Origin of the sequence: Cribrihabitans pelagius (genome assembly GCF_048820915.1) — a bacterium.
GTDB classification, from domain to species: Bacteria; Pseudomonadota; Alphaproteobacteria; order Rhodobacterales; family Rhodobacteraceae; genus Cribrihabitans_A; species Cribrihabitans_A pelagius.
Genome location: NZ_JBMERR010000007.1, coordinates 163430 through 180228, shown reverse-complemented (window position 1 = coordinate 180228; position 16799 = coordinate 163430). Strand labels below are relative to the sequence as shown.

21 protein-coding genes are annotated in these 16799 nt (G+C 64.3%); all 21 read right to left on the bottom strand.

The features are described 5' to 3' along the window. Positions 1–151: 151 nt before the first annotated feature. The 21 genes from ACOHX0_RS08600 to rplX all read right to left on the bottom strand — a co-directional run bounded on the left by ACOHX0_RS08600 (position 152) and on the right by rplX (position 16798). Complete coding sequence (locus tag ACOHX0_RS08600; RefSeq protein WP_420676262.1) at positions 152–1468, bottom strand: replication-associated recombination protein A; 1317 nt, start codon at positions 1466–1468, stop codon at positions 152–154. After that, entirely contained in the window at positions 1468–2859 is a 1392-nt protein-coding gene (locus tag ACOHX0_RS08595) for a trypsin-like peptidase domain-containing protein (RefSeq protein ID WP_420676261.1), read from the bottom strand. Before ACOHX0_RS08595 ends, ACOHX0_RS08600 begins: the two co-directional genes overlap by 1 nt. Positions 2860–3015: 156 nt before the next feature. Beyond that, positions 3016–4095, bottom strand: coding sequence for a 3-deoxy-7-phosphoheptulonate synthase (locus ACOHX0_RS08590; RefSeq protein ID WP_420676260.1), 1080 nt, complete (start codon positions 4093–4095; stop codon positions 3016–3018). A gap of 294 nt (positions 4096–4389) precedes the next feature. After that, positions 4390–6687: a CHASE3 domain-containing protein gene (locus ACOHX0_RS08585; RefSeq protein WP_420676259.1), complete on the bottom strand. Its 2298-nt coding sequence runs from the start codon at positions 6685–6687 to the stop codon at positions 4390–4392. 186 nt (positions 6688–6873) lie between these two features. Further along, positions 6874–7296 carry a 50S ribosomal protein L17 gene (gene rplQ / locus ACOHX0_RS08580; protein WP_420676258.1) on the bottom strand — a complete coding sequence of 141 codons (423 nt, stop codon included), beginning with the start codon at positions 7294–7296 and terminating at the stop codon, positions 6874–6876. A gap of 137 nt (positions 7297–7433) precedes the next feature. Beyond that, positions 7434–8450 carry a DNA-directed RNA polymerase subunit alpha gene (locus tag ACOHX0_RS08575; RefSeq protein ID WP_420676257.1) on the bottom strand — a complete coding sequence of 339 codons (1017 nt, stop codon included), beginning with the start codon at positions 8448–8450 and terminating at the stop codon, positions 7434–7436. A 112-nt stretch (positions 8451–8562) separates the two neighbouring features. After that, the gene (gene rpsK, locus ACOHX0_RS08570; RefSeq protein ID WP_420668257.1) at positions 8563–8952 is read right to left on the bottom strand and encodes a 30S ribosomal protein S11; all 390 of its coding nucleotides are present in this window, start codon (positions 8950–8952) and stop codon (positions 8563–8565) included. 15 nt (positions 8953–8967) lie between these two features. Then, positions 8968–9336 (bottom strand): 30S ribosomal protein S13, encoded by a 369-nt coding sequence (gene rpsM / locus ACOHX0_RS08565; RefSeq protein ID WP_420668256.1) that lies wholly within the window; start codon positions 9334–9336, stop codon positions 8968–8970. 253 nt (positions 9337–9589) lie between these two features. Continuing rightward, positions 9590–10234 (bottom strand): adenylate kinase, encoded by a 645-nt coding sequence (locus ACOHX0_RS08560; protein ID WP_420676256.1) that lies wholly within the window; start codon positions 10232–10234, stop codon positions 9590–9592. Beyond that, positions 10231–11595, bottom strand: a complete 1365-nt coding sequence (secY, locus tag ACOHX0_RS08555) for a preprotein translocase subunit SecY (RefSeq protein WP_420676255.1) — start codon at positions 11593–11595, stop codon at positions 10231–10233. The genes ACOHX0_RS08560 and secY overlap by 4 nt, the downstream gene beginning before the upstream one ends. Positions 11596–11706: 111 nt before the next feature. Next, a complete protein-coding gene (gene rplO / locus ACOHX0_RS08550; protein ID WP_420676254.1) occupies positions 11707–12177 on the bottom strand; it encodes a 50S ribosomal protein L15 in 471 nt (156 codons plus the stop codon). Positions 12178–12445: 268 nt separating this feature from the next. After that, positions 12446–12664: a DUF1127 domain-containing protein gene (locus ACOHX0_RS08545; protein ID WP_420676253.1), complete on the bottom strand. Its 219-nt coding sequence runs from the start codon at positions 12662–12664 to the stop codon at positions 12446–12448. A gap of 269 nt (positions 12665–12933) precedes the next feature. Further along, positions 12934–13149, bottom strand: a complete 216-nt coding sequence (locus ACOHX0_RS08540) for a DUF1127 domain-containing protein (RefSeq protein WP_420676252.1) — start codon at positions 13147–13149, stop codon at positions 12934–12936. A gap of 248 nt (positions 13150–13397) precedes the next feature. Continuing rightward, on the bottom strand, positions 13398–13586 hold the full coding sequence (gene rpmD, locus ACOHX0_RS08535; protein WP_420676251.1) for a 50S ribosomal protein L30: 189 nt from the start codon (positions 13584–13586) through the stop codon (positions 13398–13400). A 12-nt stretch (positions 13587–13598) separates the two neighbouring features. After that, positions 13599–14168: a 30S ribosomal protein S5 gene (gene rpsE, locus ACOHX0_RS08530; protein ID WP_420676250.1), complete on the bottom strand. Its 570-nt coding sequence runs from the start codon at positions 14166–14168 to the stop codon at positions 13599–13601. A 115-nt stretch (positions 14169–14283) separates the two neighbouring features. After that, on the bottom strand, positions 14284–14643 hold the full coding sequence (rplR, locus tag ACOHX0_RS08525) for a 50S ribosomal protein L18 (RefSeq protein ID WP_420676249.1): 360 nt from the start codon (positions 14641–14643) through the stop codon (positions 14284–14286). Between the two features lie 11 nt (positions 14644–14654). Then, positions 14655–15188, bottom strand: coding sequence for a 50S ribosomal protein L6 (gene rplF, locus ACOHX0_RS08520; protein ID WP_420676248.1), 534 nt, complete (start codon positions 15186–15188; stop codon positions 14655–14657). Positions 15189–15200: 12 nt separating this feature from the next. Beyond that, positions 15201–15593 carry a 30S ribosomal protein S8 gene (gene rpsH, locus ACOHX0_RS08515; RefSeq protein WP_420676247.1) on the bottom strand — a complete coding sequence of 131 codons (393 nt, stop codon included), beginning with the start codon at positions 15591–15593 and terminating at the stop codon, positions 15201–15203. 13 nt (positions 15594–15606) lie between these two features. Then, on the bottom strand, positions 15607–15912 hold the full coding sequence (rpsN, locus tag ACOHX0_RS08510) for a 30S ribosomal protein S14 (protein ID WP_420676246.1): 306 nt from the start codon (positions 15910–15912) through the stop codon (positions 15607–15609). Positions 15913–15930: 18 nt separating this feature from the next. Then, positions 15931–16494: a 50S ribosomal protein L5 gene (rplE, locus tag ACOHX0_RS08505; protein WP_420676245.1), complete on the bottom strand. Its 564-nt coding sequence runs from the start codon at positions 16492–16494 to the stop codon at positions 15931–15933. Continuing rightward, the gene (gene rplX / locus ACOHX0_RS08500; protein ID WP_420676244.1) at positions 16487–16798 is read right to left on the bottom strand and encodes a 50S ribosomal protein L24; all 312 of its coding nucleotides are present in this window, start codon (positions 16796–16798) and stop codon (positions 16487–16489) included. The genes rplE and rplX overlap by 8 nt, the downstream gene beginning before the upstream one ends. Position 16799 lies beyond the last annotated feature (1 nt).

Here is a 16799-nt window from a genome sequence, read left to right as displayed (position 1 = left end):
CGCGCGAGGCCGCGGATGTCAAGTTTCCATGGCGCAAACCTGCCTTGCACGCGGCGCCCGCACGGCCGACCTGCGCGTACAGCCCCGCTCTTTCATCTTGCCGCAAATACTCCCGCCGGAGGCACCGGCTTTCCGGCGGAAAGCCGGTTCACTATTTGCGCTGCAGACGGAGCTTCGCAAAATACTCCGTGCGCCGCTTCAACTCGCGCTCGAACCCCCGCTCCACCGGCTGATACAGCACCGGCCGTTTCACGCCCTCGGGAAAGTAGTTCTGCCCAGAAAAACCGTCTTCGGCGTCGTGGTCGTAGTCATAGCCCGAACCGTACCCCTGCTCTTTCATCAGCTTGGTCGGCGCATTCAGGATATGCTTGGGCGGCGGCTCGCTGCCGGTCTGTTTGGCCAGCCTGCGCGCCGCCTTGTAGGCCATGTAGCCCGCGTTGGTCTTGGGCGCGAGCGCGAGGTAGATCACCGCCTGCGCCAGCGCCAGCTCGCCCTCGGGCGAGCCGAGCCGCTCGTATGTGTCCCAGGCCTGCAGGCACACCGCCTGCGCCTGCGGATCCGCCAGGGCGATATCCTCCACCGCCATCCGGGTCAGGCGGCGCGCCAGGTAGCGTGGATCTTCGCCGCCTTCCAGCATCCGGGCAAACCAGTAGAGCGCCGCATCCGGATCCGAGCCGCGCACCGATTTGTGCAGCGCCGAAATCAGGTTGTAATGCTCGTCGCCCGACTTGTCGTATTTCGCCGCCCGCCGCATCAGCCGGCTGGCCAGTGCCTCGCGCCCCAGGGGTGCATCAACCCGCCAGGCAGCAATCTGTTCGATCAGGTTGAGGAGCGCCCGTCCATCTCCGTCGGCCATCTCCTGCAACGCGTCGCGGGCATCCCCCGACAGCGGCAGCGCGCGGCCCAGCTCCTGCTCGGCGCGCTGCGTCAGCCGCTCCAGATCGGCCAGCGGCAAGCGCTCCAGAACCAGCACCTGCGCCCGCGACAGCACCGCCGCGTTCAGCTCGAACGAAGGGTTCTCGGTCGTCGCCCCCACCAGGAGGATAGTGCCATCCTCCATATGCGGCAGGAAGCTGTCCTGCTGGGCCTTGTTGAAGCGGTGGATCTCGTCCACGAACAACAGCGTCCCCTGCCCGTTCTGGCGCCGGATCTTGGCCGCCTCGAACACCTTCTTCAGGTGCGGCACACCGGTGAAAATCGCCGAGATCTGCACAAAATGCAGATCCGTCTCGCGTGCCAGGAGCCGCGCGATGGTGGTCTTGCCCACCCCGGGCGGCCCCCAGAACACCAGCGACGAAAGGGAGTTGGAGGCCAGCATCACCCCCAGAGGCGCGTCCGGCCCCAGAACCTGCGCCTGGCCGATCACCTCAGACAGGCTTTGCGGACGCAGCCGGTCGGCGAGCGGGCGGTTCGGCTCGGGCCGCGATGCGTCACCGCCGGGCGGGGGACTTGCAAACAGGTCCGCCATCAGATCCGGAACCGCAGCGACAGGTTGCGGCCGCGGCGCTGCAAGTCGATCTGCACCCAGCGGCCGCTGCGGGAGAGTACCCGGGCCACATCCTCGGGGTTGCGCACCGCCCGGCCATTCACGGTCGTCAGCAGATCACCCGGTTGCACCCCGCCGCGCGCGGCATAGGGGCCCGGGTCGACCACGGCAACGCCCTTGGCCGACAAGGGCAGCGCAAGGCGCGCAATCACCTGCGGGTTCACCTGCGCCACCGTCAGCCCCGGCAGTGCCGTGCGGCGGCCGAGCTGCACTGGCTCCGAGGGCGGCTCGTCCGGCGCGGCGGCCATGCGCACTTCGACCTCCTCCGCGCGGCCATCGCGAAACCGGGTGATGCGGGCGGTGCTGTCCATGCCGGCAACGCTCATGCGGAACACCATTTCCGAGGGCGAGTTCACCACTTCACCGTCAACATGAGTGATCACGTCGCCCACCCTGAAACCCGACTCCGCAAAGGGGCTTTCCGGGTGCAGGTCGGAGACCACCATCCCCTCCGGCAGGGCCATGCCGAGGGAGGCGGCGAGGTCCGCGTCCACCGGCTGCCCGGCCATCCCCGCCCAGGGCCGCTGGAATTCCTCCGCGCCATCGCGCGCCTGATCCACAAACTCCCGCACCAGATTGGCGGGGATCGCAAAGCCGATGCCGTTGGAGCCGCCCGAGCGCGACAAGATACGGGTGTTGATGCCGATCAGCCGCCCGTCCACCCCGATCAGCGCGCCGCCGGAGTTGCCCGGGTTGATCGGCGCATCGGTCTGGATGTAGTAGCCAAAGCCGTCGCCAGCCCCCATGCCGGTGCGGGCCAGCCCCGAGATGATGCCGCTGCTCACCGTCTGGCCCACACCAAAGGGATTGCCGATTGCCAGCGCCAGCTCCCCCACCTCGACCCGGTCGCTGTTGCGCAGCTCCAGATGCGGCAGCCCCTCGGCCCCCTGCAATTGCAGGATGGCAAGGTCGCTGGCCTTGTCGCCCAGAATCACCCTGGCGTCATATTCGCGCCGGTCCGCCGTCACCACGCGGATTTCGGTGGCCGAGCCAACCACGTGGTAATTCGATACCACGATGCCGTCAGCCGACAGGATCACGCCGGACCCGAGCGAGTTCTCGACCCGCGGGCGCGGTTCGGCAAAGCCGCGGAAGAAGTCGTCGAAAAATGGGTCGCTCGCAAAGGGCGAGCGCCGCTGCACCCGGGTCACGATCTTGGCATAGATGTTGACCACCGCAGGCGAGGCCTCCTTCACCAGCGGCGCAAAGCCCAGCGAGATTTCGGATTGACTTTGGGGCACACGGGTCTCGGCGGAGACGGCGGCGGGCAGGGCCAGCGCGAGGGCCAGGATAGTGAGGGCGGCGCGGATCATGATAGCTCCCTTGGTGGCTGCCCGAAGGATATGCGGAGCCGGCGCCGGGATTGCAAGCCGCGCGCCGTATTGCGGGCGCGCAGGCGCTTTTGTCATCTTGCCCCAAGTACTCCCGCCGGAGGCACGCGCCGCGAGGCGCGTCCCCCGCTGGCAGCGTCACGCCTCGGCCAGCTCGCGCCGCGCTGCCCGCTGGCGCCGCGCCTTGACCGCCTGCGCCAGCTTCTCCAGCTCCGCCACCGTGTCTTCCCAGCCGAGACAGCCATCAGTCACCGACTGCCCGTATGTCAGCGGCTCCTGTCCCAGGTCCTGGCGCCCAGCCACCAGGTGGCTTTCGAGCATCACCCCGGTGACGCGGTGGTCGCCGCCCGCGATCTGGCCTGCCACATCCGCGAGCACCTGCGGCTGGCGCATCGGGTCCTTGCCGCTGTTGGCGTGACTCGCGTCGATCATCACCTGGGGGCGGATACCATCGCGCGCTGCCAGGGTGCAGGCGGCCTCCACTGCGTCCGCGTCATAGTTAGTGCCGCCGCCCCCGCGCAGGATGATATGGCAGTCCGGGTTGCCGGTGGTCGCCGCAATCGCGGCGCGGCCGTTGCCCGCGAGCGCCATGAAGTGATGCGGATGCGCCGCCGCGCGCACCGCGTCCGCCGCGATCTGCACGTCGCCCTTGGTGCCGTTCTTGAACCCCACCGGGCAGCTGAGGCCCGAAGCCATCTCGCGGTGGATCTGGCTTTCGGTGGTGCGGGCGCCGATCGCGGCCCAGGCCACCAGGTCCGAGATGTACTGCGGCACCGCGGTATCCAGGAACTCGGTCCCCGCGGGCACGCCAAGCGCGTTGATCTCCAGGCACAGTCGGCGCGCCAGCGCCAGCCCGTCATTGATCCGGAACGAGCCGTCCAGCCCCGGATCGTTGATCAGCCCCTTCCAGCCGCTGATGGTCCGCGGCTTCTCGAAGTAGACCCGCATAACGACTTCGAGCTCTCCTGCCAGGCGGTCGCGCAGCGGCTTCAGGCGGCGGGCATAGTCCAGTGCCGCCTCGGGATCGTGCAGCGAACAGGGGCCGGTAACGACGATCAGGCGGCCATCGCGGCCGTGGAGGACGTTCTGGATCGCGGCGCGGCTGGCCAGTACGGTATCGAGCGCGGCCTTGGGCGCGGGCAAACGCTCGGCCAGCGCGCCGGGAGAGATCAGTTCCTGCATGCCGGTGATGCGCAGGTTTTGGGTTTCGGCTGTCATGGTTCTGCGGGTCCTTGCTGGAGGCCCGGGCCCGGCGGCGGATACGAAAAAACCGCCTGCGGGACGCGGGCGGCTGGTTTGGTATCATGCGGGTTCCAAAGATGTTCAGAACGCCAAGACCCCTCCGTCCGCCTGTCGGCGCGGATAATAAAAGTACCAGAATGCGGCATAGGTACGGGTCATGGCCGGGACGTTAGCGGGGGAAATCCGCCCTGTCACCCCAAAAATGCCCCGGCCCGGAACACCGGGCGAGGGCGGCATTGCACACGGCCACGCCTTGCGGCCACCGGAGCGTCAGGCGGCGGCGGCTTGAGACGGCCGTGCGGTCTGGGCTGTGCCGCCGGTGTTGAAATGCCCCATCAGCTCGGCCAGCCTCGCGGCATCGCTGTTCAGCATGTGGCCGGCCGCGGTGGCCTCCTCCACCATGGCGGCGTTCTGCTGAGTTACCTGATCGAGCTGCGACATGCCCATGTTGATCTCATTGAGGCCAACGGACTGCTCGGCAGCGCCTTCGGCGATGCCGGACACCAGCTGCGAGATATGGCTGACCTGGGCGACGATGCTTTGCAGCGCCTCGCCGGTCTTGCCGACAAGTTCGACGCCGCGCTCCACCTGTTTCGAGCTGTCGCCGATCAGCGTCTTGATCTCCATCGCCGCATCGGACGATCGCTGCGCCAGCGCGCGCACCTCGCTTGCAACCACCGCAAACCCCTTACCGGCCTCGCCCGCGCGCGCGGCCTCGACACCTGCGTTCAGGGCAAGCAGGTTGGTCTGGAAGGCGATGTCGTCGATCACGCTGATGATCTGCGAGATATGTTTCGACGATTGCTCGATCTCCGTCATCGCCGCGACGGCGCTTTGCACCACTTCGCCACTCGCTTCCGCCTCGGCCTTGGCCCCGCCCATGGTGGCTTCCACCGAACGCGCGCCTTCGGCGGCGGATTTGACGCTGGCCGTCAGCTCGTCCAGAGCCGCTGCGGTTTCCTCCAGGGTCGCCGCCTGGCTTTCAGTGCGGCGCGACAGGTCGTCGGAGGACTGGCTGATCTCCGCGGCGCCGTTACGGATGCTGGCCGACAGGCCCGCCACCTGGTCCACGATGGAATGCAGGTTGCGCGCGGTGGTGTTGAAATCCTGGCGCAGCTTCTCATAGTCCTGCGGGAAAGCATCGGCGATTTCCACAGTCAGGTCGCCCTGGGCCAGCAGGGACAGGCGCTCGCTCAGCTGGCGCACCACAGCGGTCTGCTCAGCGTCCTTGCCCTCGGCCTTCTTCTTCTCGGCTTCCTGCATCTTGATCAGCTCGCTGCGGAACGTATGCAGCGCTGACGCCATTTCGCCCACTTCGTCACGGCGGTTCTGCCCCTTGATTTCGACGCTGTTGTCTCCTTCGGCCAGGGCGCGCATCGCCGCGGCAATGCTGCGCACTCCGGAGGCGATGCTGGAGCCAAGCACCAGCGCCATCACCGCGCCGATCAGAATGGCAACGCCAATGGCGGCGGGGATCATCACCCGGGTTTCCGACGCGATCTTCTCGTTCTCGGCCTGCCGCTCGGCCATCAGCGCGGCCTCGGCGTTCCGGAAGTCCCCCAGCGCGGCGCGGAAGGCGTCGAAATATTGCTTGCCGCGGCCTTCAGCGACGAAATCGGCCATGTCGTCCATGGTGGCGGCATCGCCGATCTTGCGGCGCATCTGCATCGCAGGCGCGGCCACTTCGCTGCGCCATTTGCCGACAATGGAGGTCATGTTGTTGAGCCGGTTTATCTGCAGCAGGTTCTCCCCCAGCGCCGATTTCAGCTCGGCCAGCAGCCCGTCGAAACGAATGCTGCTGTCGACATAAGACCGCAGGAATTCCGGATCGCCCGCAAGCAGGAAGCCCCGCATCCGGGTTTCCATATCGACCGAGGCGGACAGCAGGTCCTTGGCGGTATTGATGACGCCATAGCCGTTTTCGACAGCCTGCAACGACTGGGTGAGGTAGTCGGCCTTGGCGATCCCCAGCTTCACAAGCGAAGAGAAGCTGCGGCGTTTGTCTTCGAGCGACACCTCCTCCTCGCTGGTGAAGCTCTCGATTTCGGCCCTGAGCTCCTTGAAGTAATCCTTGCCCAGGGATTTCTTCACTTCATCCGCCATGTCGTTCATGTTCAGCGCGTCGCCAATCTCGCGGCGCAGGGCAATGGCCTCGACTGCGACGTTGTCCTGCCAGTCGCGCAGGATCTGGCCTGCCTTTTCCAGCCGCGCCAGCTGATCCGGCCGGCCCGCTGCCGCGGTTTCCAGCGCCGCCAGAGCGGCTTCGGCGCGGCTTTGCCCGGCTTCAAAAGGCGCCAGGTACTCCTCGTGTCCGGCCAGCAGATAGCCGCGCAGGCCGGTTTCCATATCGACCGCAGCTGCTGTGAGTTCCTGCGCGGTCTCCAGCGTCTTCCGGGTAGCCTCCACCCGCTCTGCCGTTTCCGCCATGCGGCCGAGGTCGACCACGGCGAGCACGCCCACGCCCATGACCAGGATCAGCGGCAGCAGCGCCGTCAGGACGATCTTCGGTTTTGTCCTCAGGTTGCCGAGCGACCAGCGTCGGCGCGGGTTTTGCTTTGAAACTGCCATGTCATCCGTCCCATGCTTCACGATCAAGAACCGTCAAAGCAGAATAAAATTACGATTCCATTGCCAGCGCGGGAAGCCGGGCACGGGGGAGTGTCATGGGGGGAGGTCGTGGGGGCAAAAACGAAAAGCCCCCGCTCCGGGGCGGAGCGGGGGCCAGGGCGGCGATCCAGGCGGACCGGCTGCGCCTTATTCTTCTTCGGCGGCCTCGAACTCGGCCAGGCGGGCCTTGTCGGCGGCGCCTTTGGCAGAGGTGTCACGGTCGACGAATTCGATGATGGCCATCGGCGCCATGTCGCCATAGCGGAAGCCGGCCTTCAGGATGCGGATGTAGCCGCCCTGGCGGTCCTTGTAGCGCGGGCCCAGAACCTCGAACAGCTTGGCGACGTCCTTGTCCTCTTTCAGGCGGGCTGCGGCCTGACGGCGGGCGTGCAGGTCGCCGCGCTTTGCCAGGGTGATCAGTTTTTCAACGACCGGGCGCAGTTCTTTTGCCTTCGGCAGAGTGGTTTTGATCTGCTCGTGTTCGATCAGCGAGCCAGCCATGTTGGCAAACAGGGCCTTGCGGTGCTCATGGGTCCGGTTCAGGCGGCGGTAACCACGTTTATGACGCATTGTTCAATCCTTTGATCAGCGTTTTGCTTTGTCTGGCGCCCCATGCGTGCGGGGTGCTCTCCTTGGGGCAGATGCCCGCGTGTTCCCCGGCCAAACCCGGGAATTTGTGAAGGGGGCCGCGGCCCCCTCCGAATGGTTCAGAAGCTGTCTTCGAACTTCTTTGCCAGATCTTCGATGTTGTCCGGCGGCCAGTCCTCGACGTCCATGCCGAGGTGCAGGCCCATGCCCGACAGCACTTCCTTGATCTCGTTCAAAGACTTGCGGCCGAAGTTCGGAGTGCGCAGCATCTCGGCTTCGGTCTTCTGGATCAGGTCGCCGATATAGACGATGTTGTCGTTCTTCAGGCAGTTGGCCGAACGCACGGACAGTTCCAGCTCGTCCACCTTCTTCAACAGAAGCGGGTTGAACTCGAGACCGTCTTCGTCGTCCTGGCGGCTGGCCGATTCCGGCTCGTCGAAGTTGACGAAAATCGACAGCTGATCCTGCAGGATGCGGGCGGCAAAGGCCACGGCGTCATCCGGGGTGATGGAACCGTCGGTTTCCACCTTCATGGTCAGCTTGTCATAGTCCAGCACCTGGCCCTCACGGGTGGGCTGCACGTCATAGGAGACCTTCTTGACCGGCGAGTAGATCGCGTCGATCGGGATCAGGCCGATGGGCGCGTCTTCCGGCTTGTTCTTGTCGGCGGAGACATAGCCCTTGCCGGTGTTCACGGTCAGTTCCATGAACAGGTCGGCGCCGTCGTCCAGGTGACAGATCACGTGGTCGCGGTTCAGAACTTCGATGCCGGCGGTTTCGGCGATGTCGCCTGCGGTGACGACAGCCGGGCCCTTGGCATTGATCGACAGGCGCTTGGGGCCTTCGACTTCCATGCGCAGGGAAACGCCCTTGAGGTTCAGGATGATGTCGGTGACGTCTTCACGCACACCGGCAACGCTGGAGAATTCATGCAGCACGTTGTCGATCTGCACGCTGGTGATTGCGGCACCTTGCAGCGAGCTCATCAGCACGCGGCGCACGGCGTTGCCCAGCGTCAGGCCAAAGCCGCGCTCCAGCGGTTCGGCGACGACGGTCGCCTGGCGCGCGGGGTCATTGCCCGGCTTCACGTCAAGCTGCGTCGGCTTGATCAGCTCTGCCCAGTTCTTGTGGATCATGCGGTCCCTCCATTCTTGTCTCTGCCCCATGTCCGAAGGCGGAGACTCCCGAGGTTTAAATGACGGACTGGGGCCCTGCGGAAAAGCGGGGCCCCAGCGGAATTTCCTGCGATCAGACGCGGCGGCGCTTCGGCGGGCGGCAGCCGTTGTGCGCGATCGGGGTCACGTCACGGATCGAGGTGATGTTGAAGCCGACAGCCGCCAGCGCGCGCAGCGCCGATTCGCGGCCAGAGCCGGGGCCCTGCACTTCGACTTCCAGGGTTTTCACACCGTGTTCCTGAGCCTTCTTGCCTGCGTCTTCCGCAGCCATCTGAGCGGCGTAAGGCGTCGACTTCCGCGAGCCTTTGAAGCCCATGGTGCCGGCCGACGACCAGGAGATCGCGTTGCCCTGCACATCGGAGATCAGGATTTTGGTGTTGTTGAACGAAGAGTTCACATGCGCAACACCGGTTGCGATGTTCTTGCGTTCTTTACGCTTAACGCGGGATTTATCGCGTGCCATTGATCGAACCCTCCCTTACTTCTTCTTGCCGGCAATCGGCTTCGCCGGGCCCTTACGGGTGCGGGCGTTGGTGTGGGTGCGCTGACCGCGAACCGGCAGGTTGCGGCGGTGGCGCAGGCCGCGGTAGCAGCCGAGGTCCATCAGGCGCTTGATGTTCATCTGAACTTCGCGGCGCAGGTCGCCTTCGACGGTGTAGTTGGCGTCGATGTGCTCACGGACCGCCAGGACTTCTGCGTCCGACAGTTCGTTCACACGGCGGGTTGCATCGATACCCACGGCTTCGCAGATTGCTTTCGCCGAGGTGTTGCCGATACCGGTGATATAGGTGAGGGCGATGGGTACCCGCTTTGCAGTCGGGATATTAACGCCGGCAATACGTGCCACGTGTCACTTCCTTTTCGTTGCGGTTCCGTAGTACCAGAACCTTTTTTCACAACGCTTGACCGTGGCAGTGTGGCCAGAGGGTCCAGCATTTAATGAGGTATGTCAGCAGGCAAACGAATCTGCCCGCCGGGAATCGTTCCCAGGAGGGATGCGGTTGGGTATGTGGAAAATCCGGGGGCGTCAACCCCGCCGGAAACGGGAAAGGCCGGGAAACTTCCCCGGCCCTCAAAACTCTTGCCCGGACGTGGCCGCGTCAGCCGAGAACGGCCTGGATCGAGGCCTTCACCTCGGAAATATCGGCCAGACCGTTGACCGGGCGCAGGTCGCCCTTGGCGTAATAGTAGCCGATCAGCGGCGAGGTCTTCTTGTAGTATTCCATCAGCCGGGTGCGCAGGCTTTCCTCGTTGTCGTCGGCCCGGCGCACCATCTCGGTGCTGCCGCAATGATCGCAGACGCCCGGCTTTTCGGTCGGCTTGGTCTTGTCGTGGTAGACCTCGCCGCAGTTGCCGCAGGTGAAACGGCCGGTGATACGCTCGACCAGCGCATCATCGTCGACGCGAATCTCGATCACCGTGTGCAGCGACTGGCCCAGCTTTGCCAGCAGCGCCGCCAGCGCATCGGCCTGCGCAAGGGTGCGCGGGAAACCGTCGAAGATGAAGCCGCCGCCGGTCTGGCTCGTGAGTTTCTCCTCGATCAGCCCGATCACGATCTCATCGGTGACCAGCTTGCCGGCATCCATGATCTCGGCAACCCGCCTGCCCATTTCGGTGCCGCTGGTCTTGGCGTCGCGCAGCATGTCGCCGGTCGACAGCTGGATCATGCCGCGGGTCTCCACCAGGTGACGCGCCTGGGTGCCCTTGCCGGCGCCCGGCGGTCCAAGAAGAATAATATTGGTCATCGGCGAGAGGGCCCCCGTTTCGTGCGTTTCTTGTTGCGCCCGCGCAGCTGGCTCTTCTCGATGAGGCCTTCATACTGATGCGCGAGGAGGTGGCTTTGCACCTGCTGGATCGTGTCCATCGTGACCGAGACCACGATCAGCACCGACGTGCCGCCGAAATAAACCGGGATCGCGAACTGGCCACGCAGCACCTCGGGCAGCAGGCAGACCAGCGCCAGATAGCCGGAGCCCAGAACCAGGATGCGGTTCACTACATATTCGATGTATTCCGCGGTCTTCTTGCCCGGGCGGATGCCGGGAACAAAGCCGTTCTGGTTCTTCAGGTTGTTGGCCACGTCATCGGGTTTGAAGGAGACGTTGAAGGTGTAGAAATAGGCAAAGAACACGATCATCGCGACGAAGAACAGCAGGTACAGCGGCTGGCCGGGACCGAAATTGGCCAAGAGCCAGGACATCACCGGACCGGTCGCCGCCCCCGAGGAGAACGCCGAGATTGTGGTCGGCAGCAGCAAGAGCGAGGAGGCGAAGATCGCCGGGATCACGCCCGCCGGGTTCACCTTGACCGGCAGATGCGAGGAGCCGCCGTCATAGACCTTCATGCCGACCTGGCGGCGCGGGTACTGGATGTGGATCTTGCGCAGGGCGCGCTCCATGAACACCACGAACATGATCACCGCGATCACCATCAGGATCACGGCGATGATCACCGCGGGGCTGATCGCGCCGGAACGGCCGGAGGCAAAGAACTGCGCGATGGCAGCCGGAACCTCGGCGATGATGCCGACAAAGATGATCAGCGAAATACCGTTGCCGATGCCGCGCTGGGTGATCTGCTCGCCCAGCCACATCAGGAACATGGTGCCGCCGACCAGGGTGATCATGCAGGCCATGCGGAAATACATGCCCGGATCGGTCGCGAGGTCCCCGGATTCCAGCGAAACGGCCAGGCCATAAGCCTGCGCCGTCGCCAGCACCACGGTGCCGTAGCGGGTGTACTGGTTGATCTTCTTGCGGCCCTGCTCGCCCTCTTTCTTGATCTGCTCAAGCGCGGGCACCATGGAGGCCAGAAGCTGAACGATAATGGAGGCGGAGATATAGGGCATGATGCCAAGGGCAAAAATCCCCATCCGGCCAAGCGCGCCGCCGGTGAACATCGACACCATGCCGCCGATGCCCTGGCCCGCCTGCTCCATGAACTGGCGCAGGGCCGCGGCATCGATGCCGGGAACCGGAATGAAGGTGCCAAGCCGGTAGACGATCAGGAGGCCGAGGGTGAACAGGATCCGGTTGCGCAGATCCGTGGCCTTGCCCAGGGCTGCCCAGCTGGTGTTCGCCGCCATTTGTTCTGCTGCTGATACCATGAAAAGGTCTCTTCTTTAGCGGAAACGCCGCCCGGAACCGTTTTCCGGCTCGGGCGGCGTTCAAGGAAAACTTGGGACTATGTAAGCGGCATTGGCGCCGCGAACAAGCCGTTACTCCGCGGCGGCTGCCTGAGCCACGGTCAGAGCGCCGCCAGCCTTTTCAACGGCCTCGATGGCTGCCTTGGAAGCGCCGGTCACCGTGATGGTTGCCTTGGCGGTGATGTCGCCCTTCGCCAGCACGCGGACACCGTCCAGCTTGCGGCGCACCAGGCCGGATTCCACCAGCGAGTCCTCGGTGACATTGGCCGCGTCCAGCTTGCCTGCGTCGATGAACTTCTGGATCAGGCCCAGGTTCACAACGGCATATGCCTTGCGGTTCGGCTTGTTGAAGCCGCGCTTGGGCAGGCGCTGGTAGAGCGGCATCTGGCCGCCTTCGTAACCGTTGATCGAAACGCCCGAGCGGGATTTCTGACCCTTGATACCACGGCCGCCCATCTTGCCCTTGCCGGAGCCGGGGCCGCGGGCGACGCGGGTGCGTTTCTTGGCAGCGCCGGGATTGTCGCGCAGTTCGTGAAGTTTCATGTCGCTTCTCCTTGCCGGATGTGGCCCCCGAAGCGGATTGGGCCAACCGCGGCTTTGTTCAATTGGTGATTCCGTGGCCCGCAAGGCCACCGGGGGCGTATAGACCCGATAGCCGCCCGGTTCAAGCCCGCGGCTCGGAAATGCCCTCCCGGCCCCGGAGTGCGATGCCGAGGGCAAACAAAAACGCCCCTGCCGCAGGGCAGGAGCGCTTTTCATCCGGATCCGGAGAGGAGGGAGGAGAAGGATCCGGAGGGGAGACTCCCTGGCCTCAGATCCGGCCGTAGACCTGGGTCCGGGCTATGCCGCGGATCGCGGAGCGGTGCAGGCCGATGTCGGACAGCTCGCGGTCCGACAGTGCGCGCAGCTCGTTCACGGTGCGCTTGTATTCCATCCGCTGGCGCCAGGTTTGCGCCAGGCCGGAGACGGCGGTGCGCAGGCGCAGGGAGAAGCCGGAGGCGGCGGGGGCGGAGAGGGTCGAATATGCCATTGGTCAATTCCTTTTCAGCGGCGCCGGGACGGGTTCCCGGAGCAAGGCATGTCGTGGTCGTTTTGTGACAGACGGGAGATAGTCAGAGGCCCCTGCCCCCGCAACGCCCGCTTTGGTCTGGCCGCTTTGCAGCGGCTGCATGGCTCACGCGCAGGGCTCTTCCAGACCGACTTGAGAGACAACGCCCCCGCCAATGCGGCGGGGGCGCTCTGCGCCCGAAGGGCCAGGGAGGAGGAAGGGACCTCTCCGGGCGAAAACCTGAAGACCGTTTACCGGCCGTAGACGTGCTGGCGGGCGATGTCCGCGATATCGCAGCGGCGCACGCCGATGTCGGCCAGCTCGTGGTTGGACAGCCCGTCCAGCTCGGCATAGGTGCGTTTGTACTCGCGGTTCAGCGCCCAGGTGCGCTGCACGCTCTCGACGTAGCGGCTGATGCGGGCGGAGAGGCCAAGGCCGTGGTTCGGGGTGCTGATAACATGTGCCATCGTTTCGTCCTTTCTGTGCGTCCGGGCCTATTCCCGGCGCCTGTGTTTCCATCTTCTGGTGAGGCTGAGATAGGCGCTTGCGGTGGCGCTAACAACTGACAGTACGGACAACCGGCTATGCAGCACATGCATGGGCGGGACATTGGGCCGATGGGCGCCCTGGCTCCGGGCGAAACTGAAGAACACACGGCACAAAAAAAACGCCCCCGGCATCCCGGAGGCGTCTTCAGTCTTTGCTGCGAAGAGGCTTAGCCGCGCTCTTCGACGATCTCGACCAGATGCGGGATCTTGGCGACCATGCCGCGCACGGAGGGGGTATCCTCCAGCTCGCGGGTTTTGTGCATCTTGTTCAGGCCCAGGCCGACCAGGGTCTGGCGCTGTTTGGCCGGGCGGCGGATCGGCGAGCCGATCTGCTTTACAACGATGGTTTTAGCCATTTGTCCGTCTCCTTACGCTTCAGCGGCTTCGGCAGCCGGTGCTTCGTCCCGCTTGGGCAGGATGTCGGCGACCTTCTTGCCGCGGCGCTGTGCAACCGAACGCGGGCTCTGCTCTTTGGTCAGGCCGTTGATGGTGGCGCGGATCATGTTGTAGGGGTTCTGCGAACCGATCGACTTGGACACAACGTCCTTGATGCCGAGCATTTCGAAGACGGCACGCATCGGGCCGCCCGCGATGATCCCGGTACCTTCCGGCGCGGTGCGCATCACGACCTTGCCGGCGCCGTGGCGGCCGTTCATGTCGTGGTGCAGGGTGCGGCCCTCTTTCAGCGGCACGCGGATCATCTGGCGCTTGGCCTGTTCGGTCGCCTTGCGGATCGCCTCGGGCACTTCTTTCGCCTTGCCCTTGCCGAAGCCGACGCGGCCCTTCTGGTCGCCGACGACGACGAGAGCTGCAAAGCCAAAGCGCTTACCGCCTTTGACGGTTTTCGACACGCGGTTGATCGCGACCAGGCGATCTGCGAATTCCGGTGCTTCGTCGCGTTCGCGGCGGCCGCCCCGGCGGTTGTCACGTTCTGCCATAAGGCATCCCTTTCTGTCTGGCGCTTGGCGCCTGTTAGTTCAATCCTGGTGAGCCCGCGCCAATGAAGCGGGCTCCCGGATCATCGGGGCGGCGCGAACGCCGCCCGCAGCCACACTAGATCTTCAGGCCGCCGTCACGCGCGGCGTCGGCCAGAGCCTTCACCTTGCCGTGGAACAGGAACCCGCCGCGGTCGAAATAAGCTTCTTCGACACCGGCTGCCTTGGCGCGCTCTGCGATCACCTGGCCAACCTTGGTCGCTGCTTCGACGTTGTTCTTGCCGACGTGGCCCAGGTCCTTCTCCAGGGTGGAGGCGGAGGCCAGGGTCACGCCGCGCAGGTCGTCGATCAGCTGAACCGAGATGTTCTTGTTCGAACGGTGCACGGACAGGCGCGGACGGCCTGCGTTCACTTTGCGAAGCTTGTTCCGGACGCGCAGCCGGCGCTTCAGAAACAGGGTACGTTTGCTGTTTGCCATTTTGCTGGTCCTTACTTCTTCTTGCCTTCCTTGCGGAAGATGAACTCACCCTTGTAGCGGATGCCTTTGCCCTTGTAGGGCTCGGGACGGCGCCAGTCGCGGATTTTCGCCGCCACTTCGCCCACCTGCTGCTGGTCGTTTCCTTCCACAACGATTTCGGTCTGCTTCGGCGCGGTGATGGTGACACCTTCCGGAGCAACGAAATCGACGTCGTGGCTGTAACCGAGGTTCAGCTTCAGGGTGTTGCCCTGAACCTGCGCCCGGTAACCCACACCCTGGATCTCAAGCTCCTTCTTGAAACCCTGGGTCACGCCGGTAACCAGGTTTGCAACCTGGGTACGCGACATGCCCCACTGCTGGCGGGCACGCTTGGACTTGCCGCGCGGCTCGACCTTGACGGTGTTTTCCTCAACGGTGAGGGTCACATCGTCGGTGGCAGTGAAGGTACGGGCGCCTTTCGGGCCTTTCACCTCGATGGTCTGGCCGGACACGCTCGCGGACACGCCGCTGGGCAGTTCGACCGGTTTCTTACCAATACGGGACATCGTGTGGCCTCCTTAGAAGACGGTGCAAAGCACTTCGCCGCCGACGTTGGCTGCGCGTGCGTTTGCGTCCGACATCACACCCTTGGGGGTGGAGACAATCGACACGCCCAGGCCCTGACGGACCGACGGGATGTCATTGACGCCCATGTAAACGCGGCGGCCGGGTTTGGAGACCCGCTTGAGCTCGCGAATAACGGGTTCGCCGTCGAAGTATTTCAGGCTGATTTCGATGGCCGGGTGGCCATTTTCGCCAGTCATCTTCTCATAGCCGCGGATGTAGCCCTCGTCCGCCAGCACGTCCAGCACCCAAGCCCGCAGCTTGGAAGCCGGGGTCAGGACGGTGGATTTGCCGCGCATCTGAGAGTTACGGATACGGGTGAGCATATCGCCGATAGGATCGTTCATATCACTCTCTCCCTTACCAGCTCGATTTCACCAGGCCAGGAATCTGGCCGGCGGAGCCCAGCTCGCGCAGTGCGATACGGCTGATCTTCAGCTTACGGTAGTAAGCGTGCGGACGGCCGGTCAGCTGGCAGCGGTTGTGCAGCCGCGTGGGCGACGAGTTGCGCGGCAGTTTCGCCAGCTCGAGGCGCGCCTTGAAACGCTCCTCCATCGGGCGGTTTTCGTCAGTCGCGATTTCTTTCAGCTCGGCACGCTTCGCGGCGTATTTTGCCACCAGGCGCTCGCGCTTCTTCTCGCGTTCGATCATGCTTTTCTTAGCCATGTCTTTTCCTTCCCGCGCTTAGCTGTTGAAGGGCATGTTGAAAGCTTTCAACAGCGCCTTTGCTTCCGCGTCGGTTTTCGCGGTGGTGGCGATCACGATATCCATGCCCCAGGGCTCATCGATCTTGTCGAAGTCGATCTCCGGGAACACCATGTGCTCCTTCAGGCCCATGGCGTAGTTGCCGCGGCCGTCGAAGGAGGTGCCCGAAACGCCGCGGAAGTCGCGGATGCGGGGCATTGCAATGGTGATCAGGCGATCCAGGAATTCGTACATCCGGTCACCGCGAAGGGTCACCTTGGCGCCCATCGGCATGCCTTCGCGAACGCGGAAGCCGGCGATGGAGTTCTTTGCCACGGTGGTCAGAGCTTTCTGGCCTGCAATGAGGGTCAGATCAGCCTGAGCGGACTTGGCTTTCTTGCTGTCTTTGACGGCCGCACGGCCGCAGCCGATGTTCAGAACGACTTTCTCCAGCTTGGGGAGCATCATGTCGTTCTTGTAGCCGAACTCTTCCTTCAGGGCGCCACGGATGGTTTCCTTGTAAAGAGCTTTCAGACGCGGGGTGTAGGTTGCGTTATCAAGCATCGATCACGTCCCCCGTGGTTTTGGCGAAGCGAACTTTCTTGTCGCCTTCCATGCGGAAGCCAACCCGGGTTGCCTTGCCGTTTGCGTCCAGCAGCGCCAGGTTCGACAGGTCGATCGGCAGTGCCTTGGGCAGACGGCCGCCCTGTTCGGATTGCGACTGGCGGGTGTGGCGGATCGCCATGTTCACGCCTTCGACAACAGCTTTGCCGGCTTTCGGGTCAACGGAGGCGATGGTGCCTTCCTTGCCCTTATCCTTGCCGGCCAGCACGACGACCTTGTCGCCTTTGCGGAGTTTAGCAGCCATG